Raw genomic sequence first — 18094 nt, 5'->3', positions numbered from 1 at the left:
CGCGGACCACGCACGGGGTTCCCGGTGCCGGACCCGGTGTCCGCGAGCCGTGCCGCCGGACGGCGGCGCGGTCAGTCGATGATCCGCACCGGGTCGCCGACCCGGACCGTGCCGCGGCCGAGGGGGACCAGGTTCTGTCCGAAGACGAGCTTGCCGTCGATACGACGGTGCCGGCCGAGACTGTGCAGGGGCTCGGAGCCGCGGTCCGCGGTGCCCTGGTCGGTGGTCGTCACGACGCACCGACCGGACGGCTTGGCCACCCGCAGGACGACCTCGCCGACGGCGACACGCGACCAGCCGTCCTCGGCCCAGGCATCGGTGCCGGAGACGACCAGGTTCGGCCGGAAGCGGTTCATGGGCAGGGGCCCCTCGTCCGCGTGCTCGCCCCGCGAGATCAGGGAGTTGAGGGCGTCGAGAGAGGCCGTCGTCGTCAGCAGCAGCGGAAATCCGTCGGCGAGGGACACGGTCTCGCCCGCCAGCGCGTACCGCGGGTCCACGGGGCGGCGGGTGGCGGGGTCGTCCAGGTGCACCAGCCGGACCCCGGTTCCGAGCAGGGCGCTGCACCAGGCGTGCGCCGCCTCGTCCTCGGCGGGCAGCACCTCGACCTTGTCCCGGAACAGCTGCGCCGTCAGGGTGCCCACCGTCCGCGGGACCGGCACCGCGAGCGGCGGCATGCCGGGCGCGGACAGCCGTACGCCGCCGCCGGGCAGAAGCTCGGCGGCGGCCAGGGCCAGGCGCGGCCGACCGCGTTGCGTGACGACCTTTCCCCCGTCGTCGATCAGCATCCAGCGTCGGTCTCCGGCCGGCCCCCAGGGCTCCACGACGGCCTCCCGGAGCGGCAGGCTCCGGAACGCCTTGACCGGATGGACGTGGATCGACTGCAGTCGCGCGTACCCCATGGGGTCATCGTGCCAGGTGGCACCGACAGCCCGGAGGACGGCTCAGTAGCCGCGGTACTGCTGCTGGTTGTACGGGTCCTGGTACGGCGCGGGAGTCGGCCGGGGGGCCGCGGGGCGCATCGCCTCGTAGCCCGCGGGGCCGGGTGCGGCCGGGCGGGGCTGCTGCGGCTGCTGGGGGCCGGGGTACCCGCGCGGCGCGGTCGCCTGGTGCGGGATGTAGGCGGCCGGGGCCTGCTGCAGCGGGGCGGGCTGCGGAGCCTGCTGCGGATACCCGTAGGAATGCTGCGAGGGACCCGCCGGCAGGGCGGGCAGGGCGGACGGCAGCGCGGGCAGATGACTGCTGCTCGGCATGTCGTACGCGGCGGGAACCCGGATCGGGGCGATCTGCGGTGTGCCCCGTTCGGCCACGAGGGAGTCGTAGATCGGGGTGTCCGGGAAGGAGGCGGAGTAATAGCCGCCGCCATAAGTGGAGCGGGGGGAGGTCATGGCCATAAGTTAAGCCCACGATGTGCTGGTTGGGGAGACCGATAAGAGGGTTGTTTTCCGTGTCCTCGGTGACCTGGCATCCCCAATGCGAGCGAACTTGACAAAATGGGGCGTCATGCCGTGTGTTTTTGCGGTAAAGGCCGAGTTCCGGGCGGGTTACCGGCGGTTGACGGGGCGTCCTGCCGGACGCGGCACCGAATCGCCGGCCCGCCCGACCTGCCGCCCGGCCTTCCGACCTCCCGTCGAACTTCTCGCGGACGACGGGTGGCCGGGAGAATGGGGTGGAACGGAAACTCGACGCTTCGCCGGGACGCGGCCCGGACCGGTGACACGTGAAAGGGGCGGACATGACCATGCCGAAAGGCTCGAACACCCCGGTGCCGACGACGGCGCTGCGCGTCGAACTGGGCTGGCGCTCCGGCCCCGGCGTGCCCGACGCCGACGCCTCCGCCCTCCTGCTGGTAGGCGGAAGAGTCCGATCGGACGCGGACTTCGTCTTCTACAACCAGCCGGCCCATTCCTCCGGCTCGGTCCGGCACGAGGGCAAGCGCGACACCGGCGGCCGGGTGACGGACAGCCTTCTCGTCGACCTCGCGCGCGTGGAACCCGCGATCGAGACCGTGATCCTCGCCGCCTCCTCGGACGGCGGATCGTTCGGACAGGTCCCCGGCCTCTACATCGAGGTCCGCGACGCCGCGCGGAACACCGTGGTGGCCCGCTTCGACAACCCGGGTGCGAGCGTCGAGACGGCCTTCGTGCTCGGCGAGTTCTACCGCAGGCAGGGCGCCTGGAAGTTCCGGGCCGTCGGCCAGGGCTATGACAGCGGGCTGGAGGGCCTGGCCACGGACTACGGGATCTCGGTGGACGAACCGCAGCAGGCCCCCTCCGCACCGCCCGCCGCGCCCGTCCGGTCCGCCCCGCCGGACCGGACACCCCCGCCCCCGTCGGCGGCGCCCGCCTCCGCACCGGTCCGGCTGACCAAGGTCACGCTCACCAAGGCGGCGCCCTCCGTCTCGCTGGCCAAACAGGGCGGCACCTCGGGCGCCATGCGCGTCAACCTCAACTGGCAGGTGCGCAAGCAGTTCTCCGGCTGGGCCCGCAAGCTGGGCCGCCCGGTCGCCATGCACGACGACCTCGACCTCGACCTGTGCTGCCTGTACGAACTGAGCGACGGCAGCAAGGGCGTCGTCCAGGCGCTCGGCAACGCCTTCGGGGCGCTGCACCAGCCGCCGTACATCCACCTCGACGGCGACGACCGCACCGGCGCCGTGTCGACCGGCGAGAACCTCACCATCAGCCTCGACCACCGGCGGTACTTCCGCCGCGTCCTCGTCTTCGTGACCATCTACGAGGGGGCCCGCTCCTTCGCCGACCTGCACGCCACCGTCACCCTGCGGCCGCAGTACGGCGCCGCGATCGACTTCTCGCTCGACGAGTGCACCGTGCCCTCGACGGTGTGCGCCCTCGCACTGATCACCAACACCGGTGACGACCTCGTCGTCCAGCGCGAGGCCCGCTACCTGGTGCCCGAGCGCGGGGTGAGCCCGCAGCGGACCGTCGACCACGCCTACGGCTGGGGCATGAACTGGACCCCCGGCCGCAAGTGACCCGCCCCGGACCGGTGTTCAGCCCTCCTCGGGCACGGGGCCGGGCACGCCGTCCGGGCGGGCGTAGGTGCGGCCCTTCCAGGCCGCACCGCGCCCCCGGTAGTGCTGCACCGCCGAGTCGACCGTCATCAGGAGGTAGAGGAACGCGGTGAACGGCAGCAGCGGAGCGAGCCACGGCGGCTGCCGGCAGTAACGCAGCATCGGCAGGTACGTCCCCGCCATCACCAGCCAGGCGGCGCCACCGAGGAAGGCCGTCGAGACCTGACCCGTCACCACGCCGACGAGCACCGCCACCGGCGGCACCAGGTACACCAGCGCCAGGCCGACGACCGTTCCGGCCAGCAGCGGGAGGCTGTGCCGCAGTTGCGCGTAGGCGCTGCGCGCGATCATCCGCCACAGGTCGTGCAGCCGCGGGTAGGGACGCACGCTGTCCACCCGGTCGGCCAGACCCAGCCACACCCGGCCGCCGCTCCCCTTGACCGCACGGGCGAGGGCCACGTCGTCGATGACGGCATGCCGGATGGTGTCCGGAATCCGCGCGCGCTCGGCGGCCTCCGTACGCAGCAGCACGCAACCGCCCGCCGCGGCGGCTGTCCGCGTCCTCCTCGTCCGCCCGCTCCCGGCACGGCCGTCGTCGATCCACCGGAAGGGATACAGCTGGGCGAAGAAGTAGACGAAGGCCGGTACCACGAGGCGCTCCCACAGGCTCTCCACCCGCAGCCGCGCCATCTGGGAGACCACGTCGAACCCCCCGGCCCCGGCCGCCGACACCAAGCCGCGCAGACTGTCCGGAGCGTGCGCGATGTCGGCGTCCGTCAGCAGCAGGTAATCGGGCTCACGCGCGCGTGCCAGGCCGATGCCGTGCCGCACCGCCCACAGCTTGCCCGTCCAGCCGGCGGGCGGCTCCCCGGGAGACGCCACCGTGAGCGGCAGCCCCTCGTGCCGCCGGGCCAGCTCGCACGCCAGCTCACCCGTGCCGTCCGTGCTGCCGTCGTCGATGAGGAAGACCTCGGCCCGCCCCGGGTAATCCTGGGCGAGCAGCGAAGGCAGGCTCGCGGGCAGCACCGCCGCCTCGTCGCGCGCCGGGACGACGACGCACACCGACGGCCAGACGGCGGGTTCCTCCCGCGCCGGAAGCCTGATGTCCGTACGCCAGAAGAACCCCCGGGCGAGCAGCAGCCACAGCCAGGCGGCGAGGGAGAGGGCTGGTACGACGGTCACGACGGAAGTCCACACATCGGCGCTCACGTGCGCAGTCTGCCCCACGCCACCGGCCGGCGGCGGCGCATCGACTATGGTGGCCGGGTGAAGATCGCGCTCATGGACTCCGGAATCGGTCTGCTGGCGGCCACCGCCGCGGTACGGCGCCTGCGACCGGACGCCGATCTCATCCTCTCCCTCGACCCCGACGGAATGCCCTGGGGTCCGCGCACCCCCGAGGACCTGACCGGGCGTGCCCTCGCCGTCGCCGAGGCCGCCGCGGCCCACCGCCCGGACGCCCTGATCGTCGGCTGCAACACCGCCACGGTGCACGCGCTGCCCGCGCTGCGGGCCCGGCTCGAACCCGGGGTGCCCGTCGTCGGCACCGTACCGGCGATCAAGCCCGCCGCGGCCGGCGGCGGCCCCGTGGCGATCTGGGCGACGCCGGCCACCACCGGCAGCCCCTACCAGCGCGGTCTCATCGAGGAGTTCGCCGGCGGCGCCACCGTCACCGAGGTGCCGTGCCCGGGGCTCGCCGACGCCGTCGAGCACGCGGACGAGGCGGCGATCACCGCGGCCGTCGCCGCCGCGGCCGCGCTCACCCCCGAGGACGTGACGACCGTCGTCCTGGGCTGCACCCATTACGAACTCGTCGCCGAGCGCATCCGGACCGCCGTGCAGCGCCCCGACGCCCCGCGCCTCGTCCTGCACGGCTCCGCCGGCGCGGTGGCCGCCCAGGCGCTGCGCCGGATCGGCGCCCGGCCCGACCCCGGCGCCCCGGCCGAGGGCACCCTGACCGTGCTCCTCAGCGGACGCGACGGCACGCTGCCCGCGCCCGCGCTGGCCTACGACGAGGGCAGGCTGCTGCGCGCGGTCACGCCGGCCGGGTGACGGGCCCTCCCGCCCGGTCGGCCCAGTCACCCTGCGCGACGAGGTACCCGCGCAGCGAAACATGAGTAACCTCTTATCCATGAGGCATCGCCATGGCGAGACCGTTCCCCAGCCGCACGTCTGGACCGGCCGTGCCACCAGCCGGGTCCAGTGGTTCCTGGCCCTCATCGGCGCCGCCTGCGTGGCACTCGGCATCGCCCTGGCCGTCGACTCGGCCTGGGAGTCCGGCGTCGCCCCGCTCGCCATGGCCGTCGTCGGCTGCATCGCGGCGGGACTGCTGGTCCTCTTCGGCACGCTCGCGTTCGTGCACGTCGCGCTGAGAGTCGACGACGACTGCCTCGAAGTGCGCTGCGGCCACATCGGCCTGCCCCGTCGCCGCATCCCTCTCTCGAACGTCGCCGGCGCCGAGTTCGCGCCGCACGTCACACCGCGCCACTGGGGCGGCTGGGGCTACCGGTGGCGACCGGAGATGGGCACCGCCGTCGTCGTGCGGCGCGGCGAGGGCCTGATCCTGCGCCTGGCGGACGGCCACACCTTCACGATCACCGTGGACGACGCCGAGGCGGCCGTCCGGGCCATCAAGGACCGCCTGCGCCCGAAGGCTCCGGGCCCGGCGCACTGAGCCCTGCCGCAGCGGTCGGCTGCCGCGGTCCGCGACCGTACCGGCCGCGGACGCCCACTTCTCGGTCCCACCGCGCCCAAGCCCGCCCCGCCCCCCCGCACCACCCCCGTCCGACGCGCCGGCGCCCGGCGCGATCCGGCCGACGGCCGGGGCTCCCGGCGTCCGCGGACCGTCCTGTTCCGGGTCCGGCCGTCCGCCGTACACTCCGGGGGGTGACAGCCACCGCAACCTCCGTCGGCGAACCGGACCGGACGCAGCCGCAGCCGCAGCCCACACCCGCCTCCCGCGTCGCCGCGCGGCTCCGGCGCCTCCTCCCGGCCGCCGCCGCCGCGCTCTCCGGAGTGCTGCTCTACGTCAGCTTCCCGCCGCGCACCCTGTGGTGGCTCGCGCTGCCCGCCTTCGCCGTCTTCGGCTGGGTGCTGCGCGGCCGCGGCTGGAAGGCCGGCCTGGGCCTCGGCTACCTCTTCGGCCTCGGCTTCCTGCTGCCCCTGCTGGTGTGGACCGGTGTGGAGGTAGGCCCCGGCCCCTGGCTCGCCCTGGCCGCGGTCGAGGCGCTCTTCGTCGCGGCGGTCGGCGCGGGCGTCGCCGCCGTGTCGAAGCTCCCGGGACGGCCGGTGTGGGCGGCGGCGCTGTGGATCGCGGGGGAGGCCGCACGCGCGCGCGTGCCCTTCGAGGGCTTCCCCTGGGGCAAGATCGCGTTCGGGCAGGCGGACGGACTCTTCCTGCCGCTCGCGGCGGTCGGCGGCACACCCGTACTCGGCTTCGCGGTCGTCCTGTGCGGTTTCGGCCTCCACGAGGTCGTGCGCCTGGCCGTCCGGGCCCGCCGGGGCGGCGAGGTCCGCCGCGGCGCCGCGGCGGTGGCGCTCCTCGGCGTGGCCGTGCCCGTCGTGGGCGCCGTGGCAGCCCGGCCGCTGGTCAGCGACGACGCGGAGGACGGCACCGCGACCGTCGCGGTGATCCAGGGCAACGTGCCGCGCGCGGGCCTCGACTTCAACTCCCAGCGCCGGGCCGTACTCGACTACCACGCGCGGGAGACCGAACGGCTGGCGGCCGAGGTCGAGGCGGGCAAGGTGGACCGCCCCGACTTCGTGCTCTGGCCGGAGAACTCCTCGGACATCGACCCCTTCGCCAACCCCGACGCCCGCCTGGTCATCGACCGGGCCGCCGACGCGATCGGCGCACCCATCTCGGTCGGCGGCGTCGTGGAACGCGACGGCAGGCTGCTCAACGAGCAGATCCTGTGGGACCCGGACAAGGGCCCCGTCGACACCTACGACAAGCGGCAGATCCAGCCCTTCGGCGAGTACCTGCCGCTGCGCTCGCTCATCGGCGCGATCAACGACGACTGGACCACCATGGTCAGCCGGGACTTCAGCCGGGGCACCGAGCCCGGAGTGTTCACCATGGCCGGGACCCGGGTCGGCCTGGTGACCTGCTACGAGGCGGCCTTCGACTGGGCCGTGCGTTCCGAGGTCACCGACGGCGCCCAGATGATCTCCGTGCCCAGCAACAACGCGACCTTCGACCGCAGCGAGATGACCTACCAGCAGCTCGCCATGTCCCGCGTCCGCGCCGTCGAGCACAGCCGGACCGTCACCGTGCCGGTGACCAGCGGCGTCAGCGCGATCATCATGCCCGACGGCAGGGTCACCCAGAAGACCGGCATGTTCGTTGCGGACTCCCTCGTCCAGGAGGTGCCCCTGCGCTCCTCCGAGACGCCCGCCACCCGGCTCGGCATCGCGCCCGAGATCGCCCTGGTGCTGATCGCCGCCGGCGGGCTCGGCTGGGCCGTCGGCGCGGGTGTGCGCGGGCGACGCGCCCGCGCCGTGTAGCCGTACGCCCGTCGCACGCCCCGCGACCTCGGCGAGGGCGGCCGCCGGGCCGGTTAGGGTCGTGCGCATGGCTACTCCCGATTTCATCCGCGACCTGCGCGCCTCGGCCGGACACCAGCTCCTGTGGCTCCCGGGGGTCACCGCCGTCGTCTTCGACGACGAAGGCAGAGTGCTCCTGGGACGGCGGTCCGACAACGGGCGCTGGTCGCTGATCGGAGGCATCCCGGAACCGGGGGAGCAGCCCGCGGCCTGCGCCGTGCGCGAGGTCGAGGAGGAGACCGCCGTCCAGTGCGTCGTCGAGCGGCTCGTCCTGGTCCAGGCGCTGAAGCCGGTCACCTACGACAACGGTGACATGTGCCAGTTCATGGACGTCACCTTCCGCTGCCGGGCCGTCGGCGGCGAGGCACGGGTCAACGACGACGAGTCGCTGGAGGTGGGCTGGTTCGCGGTGGACGCGTTGCCGGACATCAAGGAGTTCGGCCAGACCAGGGTCAAGCTGGCCCTGTCCGACGCCCCCACATGGTTCGAACCCACTGGTTCCAGCTGAAGTATGGGGCGTGCCCACATGGGGGCCGGGCCGGACGCTGCCTAGGGTCGGGGCATGACCTCGCCCAGCGTCCTCCAGGCCCCCCACGGCTCCTCGCTCGACCTCGACGGCCGCACCGCCCTCGTCACCGGCGCCGCCGGCGGCATCGGCCGTGCCTGCGCACTGCGGCTGGCCGCCGCCGGGGCCGACGTCAGAGCGATCGACCGGGACGCCGCCGGACTGGACGCGCTGGCCGAGAGCTGCGGAGACCTCGCGGGCAGTGTCGAGACCCAGGTGCTGGACCTGACCGACCTCGACGCAGCCGAACGCGCCGCCGCCGGGGCCGACGTCCTCGTCAACAACGCCGGGCTGCAGCTGGTGCGGCCCCTCGAGGAGTTCCCGCCGGACGTCTTCCACACCGTCCTCACCGTGATGCTGGAGGCCCCCTTCCGGCTCATCCGCGGCGCCCTGCCCCACATGTACGAACAGGGCTGGGGCCGCATCGTCAACATCTCGTCGGTGCACGGTCTGCGCGCCTCGGCCTACAAGGCGGCCTACGTGTCCGCCAAGCACGGTCTCGAGGGACTCTCCAAGACCGCCGCCCTCGAAGGCGCCGCCCACGGCGTCACCTCCAACTGCGTGAACCCCGCCTACGTACGCACCCCGCTGGTGGAGAGGCAGATCGCCGACCAGGCCCTGGCCCACGGAATCCCCGAGGAGCGGGTGCTCTCCGACATCCTGCTGCGCGACAGTGCGCTGCGGCGGCTGATCGAACCGGACGAGGTCGCCGAGGCCGTCGCCTACCTCTGCGGTCCGCGGGCCTCCTACGTCACGGGCACCTCACTGGTCCTGGACGGCGGCTGGACGGCGCACTGAGCCGTGGTTTTCCACAGGGCTGCCGGGACCACCGGGTGATGGGGAATCCTGTGGGCATGTCCCGTGACCGAGTGCAGTGCGCCGAGACGCCGTTCCTGGATCTGCTGGCCCGCGGCGCCTCCGCCGACGCCTACGAGCAGCCGGTGCTGCTCGCCCGCGCCGAGGGCGGACCGGCCGAGCGGATCGACGCGCTCGAACGGGCCAAGCACCTCGCGCTGGGCGTGCGCTCGGAGCTGGAGGGCCGGCGCAGGCGGGAGGCCGAGCTGTCCGCGCTGTTCGAGACCGCCCACGACCTCGCCGGACTGCGCGACCTGGACGCGGTGCTGCGCGCGATCGTGCAGCGGGCCCGCTCCCTGCTCGGCACCGACGTCGCCTACCTCAGCCTCAACGACCCGGACCACGGCGACACCTACATGCGGGTCACCGAGGGGTCGGTCGCCGCCCGCTTCCAGCAGCTGCGGCTCGGCATGGGGGAGGGGCTCGGCGGCCTCGTCGCCCAGACCGCCCGCCCCCACGTCACCGACGACTACTTCAAGGACGCCCGCTTCCAGCACACCGGCACCATCGACGCGGGAGTACGCGACGAGGGCCTGGTCGCCATCCTCGGCGTGCCCCTCATGCTCGGCCACCACGTCATCGGCGTGCTCTTCGCCGCGGACCGGCACGCCCGGGTCTTCGAACGCGAGCAGATCGCCCTGCTCGGCTCCTTCGCGGCCCTCGCGGCAGCCGCCATCGACACCGCGAACCTGCTCGCCGAGACCCGCGCGGCCCTCGCGGGTCTGGAGCGCGCCAACGAGATCATCCGGGACCGCAGCGGCGTCATCGAGCGCGCCTCCGACGTCCACGACCGGCTCGCCGAACTCGTCCTGCGCGGCGGCGGGGTGCACGACGTGGCCGCCGCCGTCTCCCAGGTCCTGGACGGCACCGTGGAGTTCACCGAGGCCGCCGCGGCACCGGAGTACGCGTTGGAAGCGTCCCGCGCCGAGGGGCACGTGGTGCGGCACAAGGACGACTGGATCGCCGCCGTCGCCGCCGGTGACGAGCTGCTCGGTGCCTTGGTCCTGCGCGGCCACCCCGGGCTCGACCCCGTCGACCAGCTCACCCTGGAACGCGCCGCGATGGTCACCTCCCTGCTGCTGCTCGCCCGGCGCTCCGCCGCCGAGGCCGAACAACGCGTACGCGGCGGCGACGATGCGCTTGAGGTTGTTCGGGGCTGGTGGAGCGGTTGCGGGCGATGACATCGGCACTACTTCCTGGGGATCTGCGGGGACGGTTGCGTGTCGCCATACCGTAGGAAGGTGCAGGTCAGGGGCGTATGTGGTGGGACACCATAGTTCGGAGGCGAGCTATGCGCGCAGTCCCCATGCGTCCTCACCAAGGGGCGCTTGACTTGGTGTTGACTACGCTGCGTTGAAGTCCGTCATCTATGGCCGATCGGACAGCCGCTGTCTCCTGCTCACAGGCGTGGAACTGAGGCTCGAGAGCTCGTGGACCGGGCGGCCCTGCGGCGGACGGAATGCCCGGCCTGCGAGTGTCACTTGGTCTAGGTGGTGTCGTAAGCGTCCTCGTTGCCAAAGCGCCTACCTACCCTGCGACCCGGTCGAGACCGCCCGCTGGTGCCAGCACAACGAGATTCACTGCGAAATCCTGTCCTACAGCGACGAATTCAGCGACGCCATGAAGCAGCTCTGGGACGGCACCGCAGAACTCGCCGGCATCAGCAACTTCCTGGTCTGCATACAGGACACGACTCTCCAGAACTGTGGCGAGCTCGCGGCCGACGTCCTCATCGGAGCCAAACTCAAAGCCCTCGAAAGAGCCTACGGCAGACTGAAACTACTCAAGCGCGGCTGCAAGGTTGCGGGCAGGTCCACCGTGCAGACGCTGGCCGCGGCGGGCCTGCCCTGCGGGATGCATGATGTTCCAGGGCTACCCAAGGCCGCGTCACAGATCACGAACGGTCCGGGTGACTGCCAAGCGTGCGCCGAGCGGATCCGCGACAGTCTGGGCGATGGTCAGGTCGTCCGTTTTGGCCCAGCAGGCCCGTTCTTCGGGAACTATCGTGGTCAGGGGACCATCAACTGGGACAACGGCTACCAAGCGGGTCTGTACGGTAACCGGTGTAACTCCCGAGCAAGAAGCGGAAGTTGATGACTGACGTGATGCGTGAGACCGGTACCGAGAGTGGCGTCGGCGAGCTGGCGGCCGCCGTGGATGACGAGCTGATCGGTCAGCTGGTGACCCGAGCTCAGGCCGACGGGTTGAAGCTGACCGGTGAGGGCGGCCTGCTGCAGCAGCTGACCAAGCGGGTGCTGGAGTCGGCGCTGGAAGGTGAGCTGACTGATCACCTGGGTCATGAGCACGGTGAGCGGGCCGAGGGCGGGCGGGAGAACTACCGCAACGGCCACCGGTCCAAGACTGTGGCCACCGAGGTCGGCCCGGTCGGGATCTCCGTCCCGCGGGACCGGGCGGGGTCCTTCGAGCCGATGCTGGTCAAGAAGCGACAGCGGCGTCTGGGTGGGATCGACGAGATGGTGCTGTCACTGTCGGCAAAGGGTCTCACGCACGGTGAGATCTCCGCGCACCTGGCCCAGGTGTACGGGACCGAGGTGTCGAAGTCGACCATCTCCACGATCACCGACAGTGTGGTCGCGGGCATGGTGGAATGGCAGAACCGGCCGCTGGACGCGGTGTATCCGGTCGTCTTCATCGACTGTGTGCACGTCAAGGTCAGGGATGGGCAGGTTGCCAATCGCCCGGTCTACATGGCATTGGCCGTGACCGCCGAGGGGACCCGGGACATCCTGGGGCTATGGGTTGGCGATGGCGGCGAGGGAGCCAAATACTGGCTCCAGGTCCTCACCGAGATCAAGAACCGGGGCGTGCGCGACGTCCTGATGCTTGTCTGCGATGGGCTGACCGGACTCCCCGACGCGGTGAACACCGTCTGGCCTGCGACGATCGTGCAGACCTGCGTGGTTCACCTGCTTCGTAACAGCTTCAAATACGCGGGCCGGCAGGACTGGGAGAAGATCGCTAAGGCTCTCCGGCCGGTCTACACCGCGCCCACGGAGGATGCCGCCACGGAAAGGTTCCTGGAGTTCTCGGAGGAATGGGGTGCGAAGTACCCGGCCATCGTCCGGCTGTGGGAGCGGGCCTGGGCGGAGTTCGTGCCCTTCCTTCAGTTCGACGTCGAGATCCGCCGGATCGTGTGCACGACCAACGCGATCGAGTCCGTGAACGCCCGAATCCGCAAGGCCGTCCGTGCTCGCGGACACTTCCCCACGGAACAGGCCGCCCTGAAGTGCGTCTTACCAAGCCGTAGTAGTACTCAATGGCCGGGTATACGACGCGTTCACTCCGAAGGGCGGGGAGTCAATCGCGGAGTACAAGGCCAAGTGGGACTACGGCGACATCATCGATTTCGGGTTCTAAGGACATCCATGAACGACAGGGAAGCCATCGAGCAGGTCCGATCCAGACCGGGGCTCTACGGTCTCGACGGATCGTACGAAAACGTGCACATGTTTCTCGTCGGATTCGACGTGGCCCGCTCGGGCGGGCTCATGCGGGGATTCACCGAGTGGATGGTCGTGCGCAGGGGAGAATGCACCAGCTTCGGATGGCAAGCGCTCGTCCTTGACGAGGCGTTCCCCGACCTCCAGCCCATGGGCTGGAACAAACTGGGTCAGCTGACGCCGGAGCAACAGCAGGAGGCTGTTGACCTGCTGTTGTCCCTCCTGCTTGAGTTCCTGGCCATGCGGGACGATGGGCATGGGCCGAAGTTGGCCCACATGTATGCGAAGTACTACGCGATGTACGCGGCGATGCCCGAGAGGGGCTCTGAGCACTAGCCAGGGCTCGAAGTGCGCGAGCGAGAGGCCGCCGCCGGAAGTACCGGCGGCGGTCCTGCCTCGGTGCGGTCGAGGCGGATCTCGAAGGGCCGCCGCTCCTCGAGGACGAACCCCGCGCCCCGCAGGTGGTCGGTCCACTCGTGGGGCGGCCGGGTGTTCGTGGCGGCGTGCAGGAGGGCCTCGAGGCCGGGCCGGCCGACACCGGTGTCCTCGGGCAGGAACAGGGGGAAGCCCCAGGCGGGCGGCGTCACCCCCGACGACCTGGGTGTCCACCCGGGCCGGGACTGGTTCACCGTGCTGTCCGGGACCGTCGTCCTCTACCTGGGCGAGCGCGTCATCCGTGTCGAGGCCGGTCAGGCGGCCTCGTTCTCCACCATGACCCCGCACGCCGTCCGCGGGGACCGCGGCCCCGCCGAGATCCTGGTCATCCTCGACCACAACGGCGAACGGAGCCACCTCCGCACCTGAGCGCCCCGGACAGTCGTCGTATTCGCCAGGGCCGGTGCCGGTCCTCTTCAAGTGGCCGGCCGGGTGGGCCAGGATGCGGGCATGACAGAGGGATCTCCTTCCAGGCTTCCGCGAGAGAACATCGAACTGCCGGACGGTTCCGTACTGCGCCGGCGTTCACTTGTCCCGGACGACGCGTTCATCGCCGCCGTCGCCGCCGACGTCGGGCATCTGGGGGAGTGGCTTCGCTGGGCCCGGCGTCCGCCCACCCGGGAGGAGACCGAGGGCTTCCGCGTCGAACAGGACGCGGACTGGGACGCCGGCCGGTCGTTCGTCTACGTGCTGACTCCGCCGGACCGTTTCGACAAGGTGCTCGGCGGGGGCGCGATGTTCCCGAACGGAGAGGCCGGTGTCCTGGAGATCGGCTACTGGGTCTGTTCGCCGGCCACCGGCCGCGGACTCGCCACCGGGGCCGCGGCCGCCCTGACGGAGGAGGGCCTCGGGCTTTTCGGCGTCGAGGCGATGGAGATCCACTGCGACGAGGCCAACGTCCGCAGTGCCGCGATCCCGCCCCGGATCGGGTACCGGTTGCTGCGCGTCGAACCCGACGAGCCGCAGACCGCGGCGGAGGCTGGGCGGAGCATGGTCTGGCGTCGCGAGGACGCCTGACCACGCCGCCTGCTTCAGGCTCCCTGGCCGGTGCTGCCGCCGTTGGTTTCTGGAGGGGGTGCCGCCGTCCCCGTCCGCGTCGGACGCGCGGGCAGGTCCTCCGGCTCGACCCCCTCCACCAGGACGAACCGGCAGAACGCGCGGTTGCCGCCGTGGTCGGGCTCCGCGCGTCACTCCGGGCCGCCCGCGCCGTCCGCGCCACCCGGGTCGAGTCCGGCCGGCGGCCGCGGTGCCGCACCGGTCTGCCCGCCCCGTGGAGTCGACAGCAACTCGCGGCCCCGCTCCGGGGTCAGCAGAGGTCCGAGTACGGGGTCGGCCACCCACCCCAGTGGCGCCAGGTGGTCCGGCCCCAGCGGCTCCCACAGGGGCACCGCGTCCATCAGGGTCCGCCATGCCCGGTCCGTCTCTCCCCGCCGCGCCAACTCCCGTGCCTGTTCGACCGCCTCCCCGAACGGTCCGGCCGCCGTGTACCGGTACGTGCCGCCGCGCACCTGCTCCAGCGTCGCGTAGGCCAGTGACACCAGATCCTCGTCGGCGCCCCGCAGGGGGCACATCAGCGCGGAGTCCTCCCGGTACGAGTGCGCCACGTGCTCGGCGACCAGGGGCGGCAGCAGCTCGGGCGCGTATCGCGGGTCCGTCACCAGGCCGTCGAATCTCACCGTGCAGGTGCGTCCGAGCAGGCGGCGTATCTGGTCGCCGAGCCCGGCGGCCCGCGGCCTGTTGTACCCCTTGGCCTCGTCCAACGTCCTTTCGGCCTGCTCCCAGTCGCCGCGCAGGGCCTCCAGCCGGGCCCCTTCCACTCGGGCGTCCAGCATCCGCGTCGTGTCGTTGGCGAACTCCGGTTCCCCATCGTCCGGTTGAGCCAGCAGGCTGTGGAACTCCCGGAACATGTCCCGCATGAACTCGAGGAAGCTCGCGTGCCGCGACTCGTCCCGCCAGCTCGCCCACGTGTACACGGCCCACTCGCCGTCCTCGTCCACGTCCTCCGGATCCAGCAGGACGTAGGTGGCGTCGGACTCGACGTCGAGCTGCAGCCCATTTCGCCAGACGTCCACGTCCCGCCGCTCCTCGGGCCCGGCGTCCTCGTCCAGGGATTCCTCGAGCATGACCGCGAGTCCTATCTCGTCGTCGTGCCAGTGCGCGTCCGCGGTTCCCGCCAGCAGCCACACGAACCCGCCCGCGTGCCGCCAGCCGTCAGTGGTCTTCAGGAACTCGCGGTACGAGGGCGGCAACCGCCGGCCGAGGCGCTCCTCCAAGTCCGTGATCCGCTCCTCGGACGCGGGCGGGAACCCCAGCCACCGCGCCTGCCGGGCGGCCTCGTCCTCTTCGTCCCGCGCCTCGCCGTCCGGCAGGGAATCCGCCCACTCCTCGCTCCACTTGAGCAGGAAGGACCGCCAGTCGAAAGGTGAGTTCTTCGTCATGTCCCCATGCTGGCACCCGCCACTGACAGCGCCGTGCCGCACGTCACGGCGACGAGCCCCTCAGGACCCCTCCCGCGCGTACTCGCCCCATCGTCGGCAACCTCCGGCTCTACGCGGACGTCCCCGAGGAGGACGTCATGCTGGTGGCCTTCGAGACGGCCCGGGAGAACTGGTGGGCCGCCGGCCGCGTCGTCGACCCCGCGACCGGCTACGACGAGCGCATGACCGACGTGCCCGCCGATCCGGGCCGGTAGGCCGCTGCGGGGCGCCGTCACGCACCCGTGCCGACGGGTGCCCGCGGCGCCCCGCCCGGCGGCGCCGTGCTCTGCCGTACGACGAGATGCGTCGCCAGTTCGATGCGCCGGCCGGCCCGGCCGGGATCGTCCGGAGTGAAGAGCATGCGGGTGGCCTCCCCGGCCATGTGCCGCAGCGGCTGGTGGACGGTGGTCAGCGGCGGGCTCGACCACTGGGCCAGCGGTACGTCGTCGTAGCCGACGACCGAGAGGTCCTGCGGCACCCTCAGGCCCCTGACGCGGGCCGCCTCCAGCACGCCCAGGGCCTGGAGGTCGCTGCCCGCGAAGATCGCCGTCGGCCGGTCGGGGCCGGCGAGCAGGTCCGTGCCGTGTGCGTAGCCGCTCTGCACGTCGTACTCGCCGTGCCGCACCAGGGCCGGGTCGAGCGGCAGGCCCGCCATGGTCATCGCCGAGCGGTAGCCGTCGAGCCGGGCCAGTGAGCACAGCATGTCCTCGAACCCGGTGATGATGGCGACGCGTTCGTGCCCGTGGTCGGTGAGGTGGCGGGTGGCCGCCAGACCCCCGGCCCAGTTGGCGGAGCCGACGGACGGGACGTCGGGATCGGGGTCGCCGGCCGGGTCGACGATGACGAAGGGGATGTTCCAGGACCGGAGCCGTTGCTTGACCTCCGCGGGGAGCGACGAGAAGACCAGCACGACACCCAGCGGCCTGCGTCCGAGCACGCCCTCGATCCAGTCCGGCGCGGGTGCGTGCCGGGTACCGCTGCGGGTGAGGACGACCTCGGTCCGGTGGGCCTTGGCGACGTCCTCCACGCCCCGGACCAGCTCCATCGCCCAGACGCTGTCCAACTCGTGGAAGACGAGTTCGACCAGGGGCGAGCGCGGTGGGCTCGGGCTCCGGCGGCGGTAGCCGTGCACCTCGAGAAGCCGCTCCACCCTGGCCCGGGTGGAGCGGGAGACATCCGAACGACCGTTGAGGACCTTCGAAACTGTCGGAGGAGAGACCCCCGCCTCTTTCGCCACTTCGGCCAGGGTCACCCTGGCGCCCACCTCAACTTCCTCGTGCATGCAGGAAGGATAGGTCATGGGGTCGATAACGTTTTGAGTCGGCAGGCGCACGGCCATTGACCAGAAATCCCGTCTCACTTTACTGTCCGACCAGCATGGACTTTCGGTGATGATGCCGAAACTTTCGAAAGGCGAACGATGAAGACACGTGCGCGCTTGCCCAGACTGGTCGCCACCGGTGCGACGCTCGCCCTGGCGCTGAGCCTGTCGGCCTGCGGCGACGGGAACGGCGGGGCGTCGTCCGACGACGGCAAGATCCATGTCCTGGTCTACGGGGACGCCAGCAACAAGGTCGAACAGCAGATCGTCGACACCTTCAACAAGACGTCCGACGTCAAGGCGGTCCTGGACACCATCCCCGGTGCCGACTACCAGAAGAAGCTCCAGACGATCATCAGCACCTCGCAGGCCCCCGACATCTTCTACAACTGGGGCGGCGGCAGCATCAAGCCGTTCGTCAAGGCGGACCTGCTGCTGCCGCTCGACGACTTCATCAAGAAGAACCCGGACCTGGAGAAGAAGTTCCTGCCGGCCGTCTTCGACAACGCCGTCGTCGACGGCAAGCCGTACGGCGTTCCGATGCGCGGCACCCAGCCCGTCCTGCTCTTCCACAACAAGAAGGTCCTCGACGACGCGGGCGTCCAGCCGCCGAAGACCTGGAACGAGCTGCTCGACGCGGTCAAGAAGCTCAAGGACGAGGGCGTGACACCGATCGCGCTCGGCGGCGGCGACGTCTGGCCCACCCAGATGTGGTTCCAGTACCTCTACGACCGCATAGCCGGCCCGGAGCTGTTCGCGAAGGCCATCGGGGGCGACAAGAGCGCCTGGGAGAGTCCGGACAGCAAGAAGGCCCTGGGCATGATCAGGGAACTCGTCGACGCCGGCGCCTTCGGCAAGAACTACGACTCCGTCAAGTACACCAACGGCGGCTCGGTGCAGCTGGTGGCCTCGGGCAAGGCCGGCTTCGAGCTGATGGGCTCCTGGTACTTCTCCCAGCAGCTGACGGATCACAAGGAGTTCGCCGAGAAGGGCCTCGGCTACACCGCCTTCCCGGCCGTCGAGGGCGGCAAGGGCGATCCGGCCGACGTCGCGGGCAACCCCAACAACTACTACTCGGTGATGAAGAAGACCAAGCACCCCGAGGCCGTCGCCGAGTTCCTGAAGCTCATGTACTCCGACGAGTTCGTCAAGGCACACCTGGAGATCGGCAACCTGCCGACCACGACCAACACCGACAAGTTCATCGACACCTCAGGCACCCCCGAGTACTCGCGCTTCCAGTACGACCTCGTCACCGACGCCCCGTCGTTCCAGCTGTCCTGGGACCAGGCGTACCCGCAGAAGGCGAGCTCGGACATGTACAAGGCCATCCAGCAGTTCTTCAACGGAACGCTCGACACGGACGGCTTCATCAAGGCCATGCAGGCCCTCCCGACCGAGTGA

The 18094-nt window shown here is 71.3% G+C and carries 15 protein-coding genes and 3 pseudogenes; 12 read left to right on the top strand and 6 right to left on the bottom strand.

What is annotated here, in order from left to right; translation table 11 throughout:
* Positions 1-71: 71 nt before the first annotated feature.
* Together BJ961_RS22085 and BJ961_RS22080 are read right to left on the bottom strand one after the other, a co-directional pair.
* On the bottom strand, positions 72-899 hold the full coding sequence (locus tag BJ961_RS22085) for an MOSC domain-containing protein (protein ID WP_271414536.1): 828 nt from the start codon (positions 897-899) through the stop codon (positions 72-74).
* A 42-nt stretch (positions 900-941) separates the two neighbouring features.
* Positions 942-1385, bottom strand: a complete 444-nt coding sequence (locus BJ961_RS22080) for a DUF6643 family protein (protein ID WP_271414535.1) — start codon at positions 1383-1385, stop codon at positions 942-944.
* Positions 1386-1738: 353 nt separating this feature from the next.
* Between BJ961_RS22080 and BJ961_RS22075 the strand changes: the two genes are divergently transcribed.
* Positions 1739-2992 carry a TerD family protein gene (locus BJ961_RS22075; protein ID WP_271417128.1) on the top strand — a complete coding sequence of 418 codons (1254 nt, stop codon included), beginning with the start codon at positions 1739-1741 and terminating at the stop codon, positions 2990-2992.
* 18 nt (positions 2993-3010) lie between these two features.
* On the opposite strand, the gene BJ961_RS22070 is transcribed toward BJ961_RS22075, so the two are convergent.
* Entirely contained in the window at positions 3011-4258 is a 1248-nt protein-coding gene (locus BJ961_RS22070; protein WP_271414534.1) for a glycosyltransferase, read from the bottom strand.
* A gap of 39 nt (positions 4259-4297) precedes the next feature.
* On the opposite strand from BJ961_RS22070, the gene BJ961_RS22065 reads away from it, so the two are divergent.
* From BJ961_RS22065 to BJ961_RS22030, 8 genes and pseudogenes are all read left to right on the top strand, one after another.
* Entirely contained in the window at positions 4298-5083 is a 786-nt protein-coding gene (locus BJ961_RS22065) for a glutamate racemase (RefSeq protein ID WP_271414533.1), read from the top strand.
* Between the two features lie 79 nt (positions 5084-5162).
* Positions 5163-5705, top strand: a complete 543-nt coding sequence (locus tag BJ961_RS22060) for a hypothetical protein (protein ID WP_271414532.1) — start codon at positions 5163-5165, stop codon at positions 5703-5705.
* A 212-nt stretch (positions 5706-5917) separates the two neighbouring features.
* Entirely contained in the window at positions 5918-7537 is a 1620-nt protein-coding gene (gene lnt, locus BJ961_RS22055) for an apolipoprotein N-acyltransferase (RefSeq protein WP_271414531.1), read from the top strand.
* Positions 7538-7604: 67 nt separating this feature from the next.
* Complete coding sequence (locus BJ961_RS22050; RefSeq protein WP_271414530.1) at positions 7605-8084, top strand: NUDIX hydrolase; 480 nt, start codon at positions 7605-7607, stop codon at positions 8082-8084.
* Between the two features lie 54 nt (positions 8085-8138).
* Positions 8139-8939, top strand: coding sequence for a 3-hydroxybutyrate dehydrogenase (locus BJ961_RS22045; RefSeq protein ID WP_271414529.1), 801 nt, complete (start codon positions 8139-8141; stop codon positions 8937-8939).
* Positions 8940-8995: 56 nt separating this feature from the next.
* Positions 8996-10141, top strand: a pseudogene (locus tag BJ961_RS22040) (GAF domain-containing protein); the annotation flags it as partial.
* A gap of 475 nt (positions 10142-10616) precedes the next feature.
* Positions 10617-11090 (top strand): hypothetical protein, encoded by a 474-nt coding sequence (locus tag BJ961_RS22035; protein WP_271414528.1) that lies wholly within the window; start codon positions 10617-10619, stop codon positions 11088-11090.
* Positions 11090-12250: pseudogene (locus BJ961_RS22030) on the top strand (IS256 family transposase); the annotation flags it as partial. The gene BJ961_RS22035 and the pseudogene BJ961_RS22030, both read left to right, overlap by 1 nt.
* Positions 12251-12789: 539 nt before the next feature.
* On the opposite strand, the gene BJ961_RS22025 reads toward BJ961_RS22030, so the two are convergent.
* Positions 12790-13044, bottom strand: a complete 255-nt coding sequence (locus tag BJ961_RS22025; RefSeq protein ID WP_271417287.1) for a hypothetical protein — start codon at positions 13042-13044, stop codon at positions 12790-12792.
* Between BJ961_RS22025 and BJ961_RS22020 the strand changes: the two genes are divergently transcribed.
* Positions 12947-13261, top strand: a complete 315-nt coding sequence (locus BJ961_RS22020; protein WP_333782092.1) for a cupin domain-containing protein — start codon at positions 12947-12949, stop codon at positions 13259-13261. The genes BJ961_RS22025 and BJ961_RS22020 overlap by 98 nt on opposite strands.
* A gap of 81 nt (positions 13262-13342) precedes the next feature.
* The gene (locus tag BJ961_RS22015) at positions 13343-13909 is read left to right on the top strand and encodes a GNAT family N-acetyltransferase (RefSeq protein ID WP_271414527.1); all 567 of its coding nucleotides are present in this window, start codon (positions 13343-13345) and stop codon (positions 13907-13909) included.
* An 83-nt stretch (positions 13910-13992) separates the two neighbouring features.
* Here BJ961_RS22015 and BJ961_RS22010 read toward each other — a convergent pair.
* A pseudogene (locus BJ961_RS22010) lies at positions 13993-15330 on the bottom strand (SMI1/KNR4 family protein); the annotation flags it as partial.
* Positions 15331-15601: 271 nt separating this feature from the next.
* On the bottom strand, positions 15602-16651 hold the full coding sequence (locus tag BJ961_RS22005; RefSeq protein WP_271414526.1) for a LacI family DNA-binding transcriptional regulator: 1050 nt from the start codon (positions 16649-16651) through the stop codon (positions 15602-15604).
* 138 nt (positions 16652-16789) lie between these two features.
* Between BJ961_RS22005 and BJ961_RS22000 the strand changes: the two genes are divergently transcribed.
* Positions 16790-18094, top strand: coding sequence for an ABC transporter substrate-binding protein (locus BJ961_RS22000; RefSeq protein WP_271414525.1), 1305 nt, complete (start codon positions 16790-16792; stop codon positions 18092-18094).

It is taken from the genome of Streptomyces lienomycini, from assembly GCF_027947595.1.
In the GTDB taxonomy this organism is placed as follows: Bacteria; Actinomycetota; Actinomycetes; order Streptomycetales; family Streptomycetaceae; genus Streptomyces; species Streptomyces lienomycini.
Note: the sequence above shows the minus strand (reverse complement) of the source record. Positions and strands in the feature narration are given on the sequence as shown.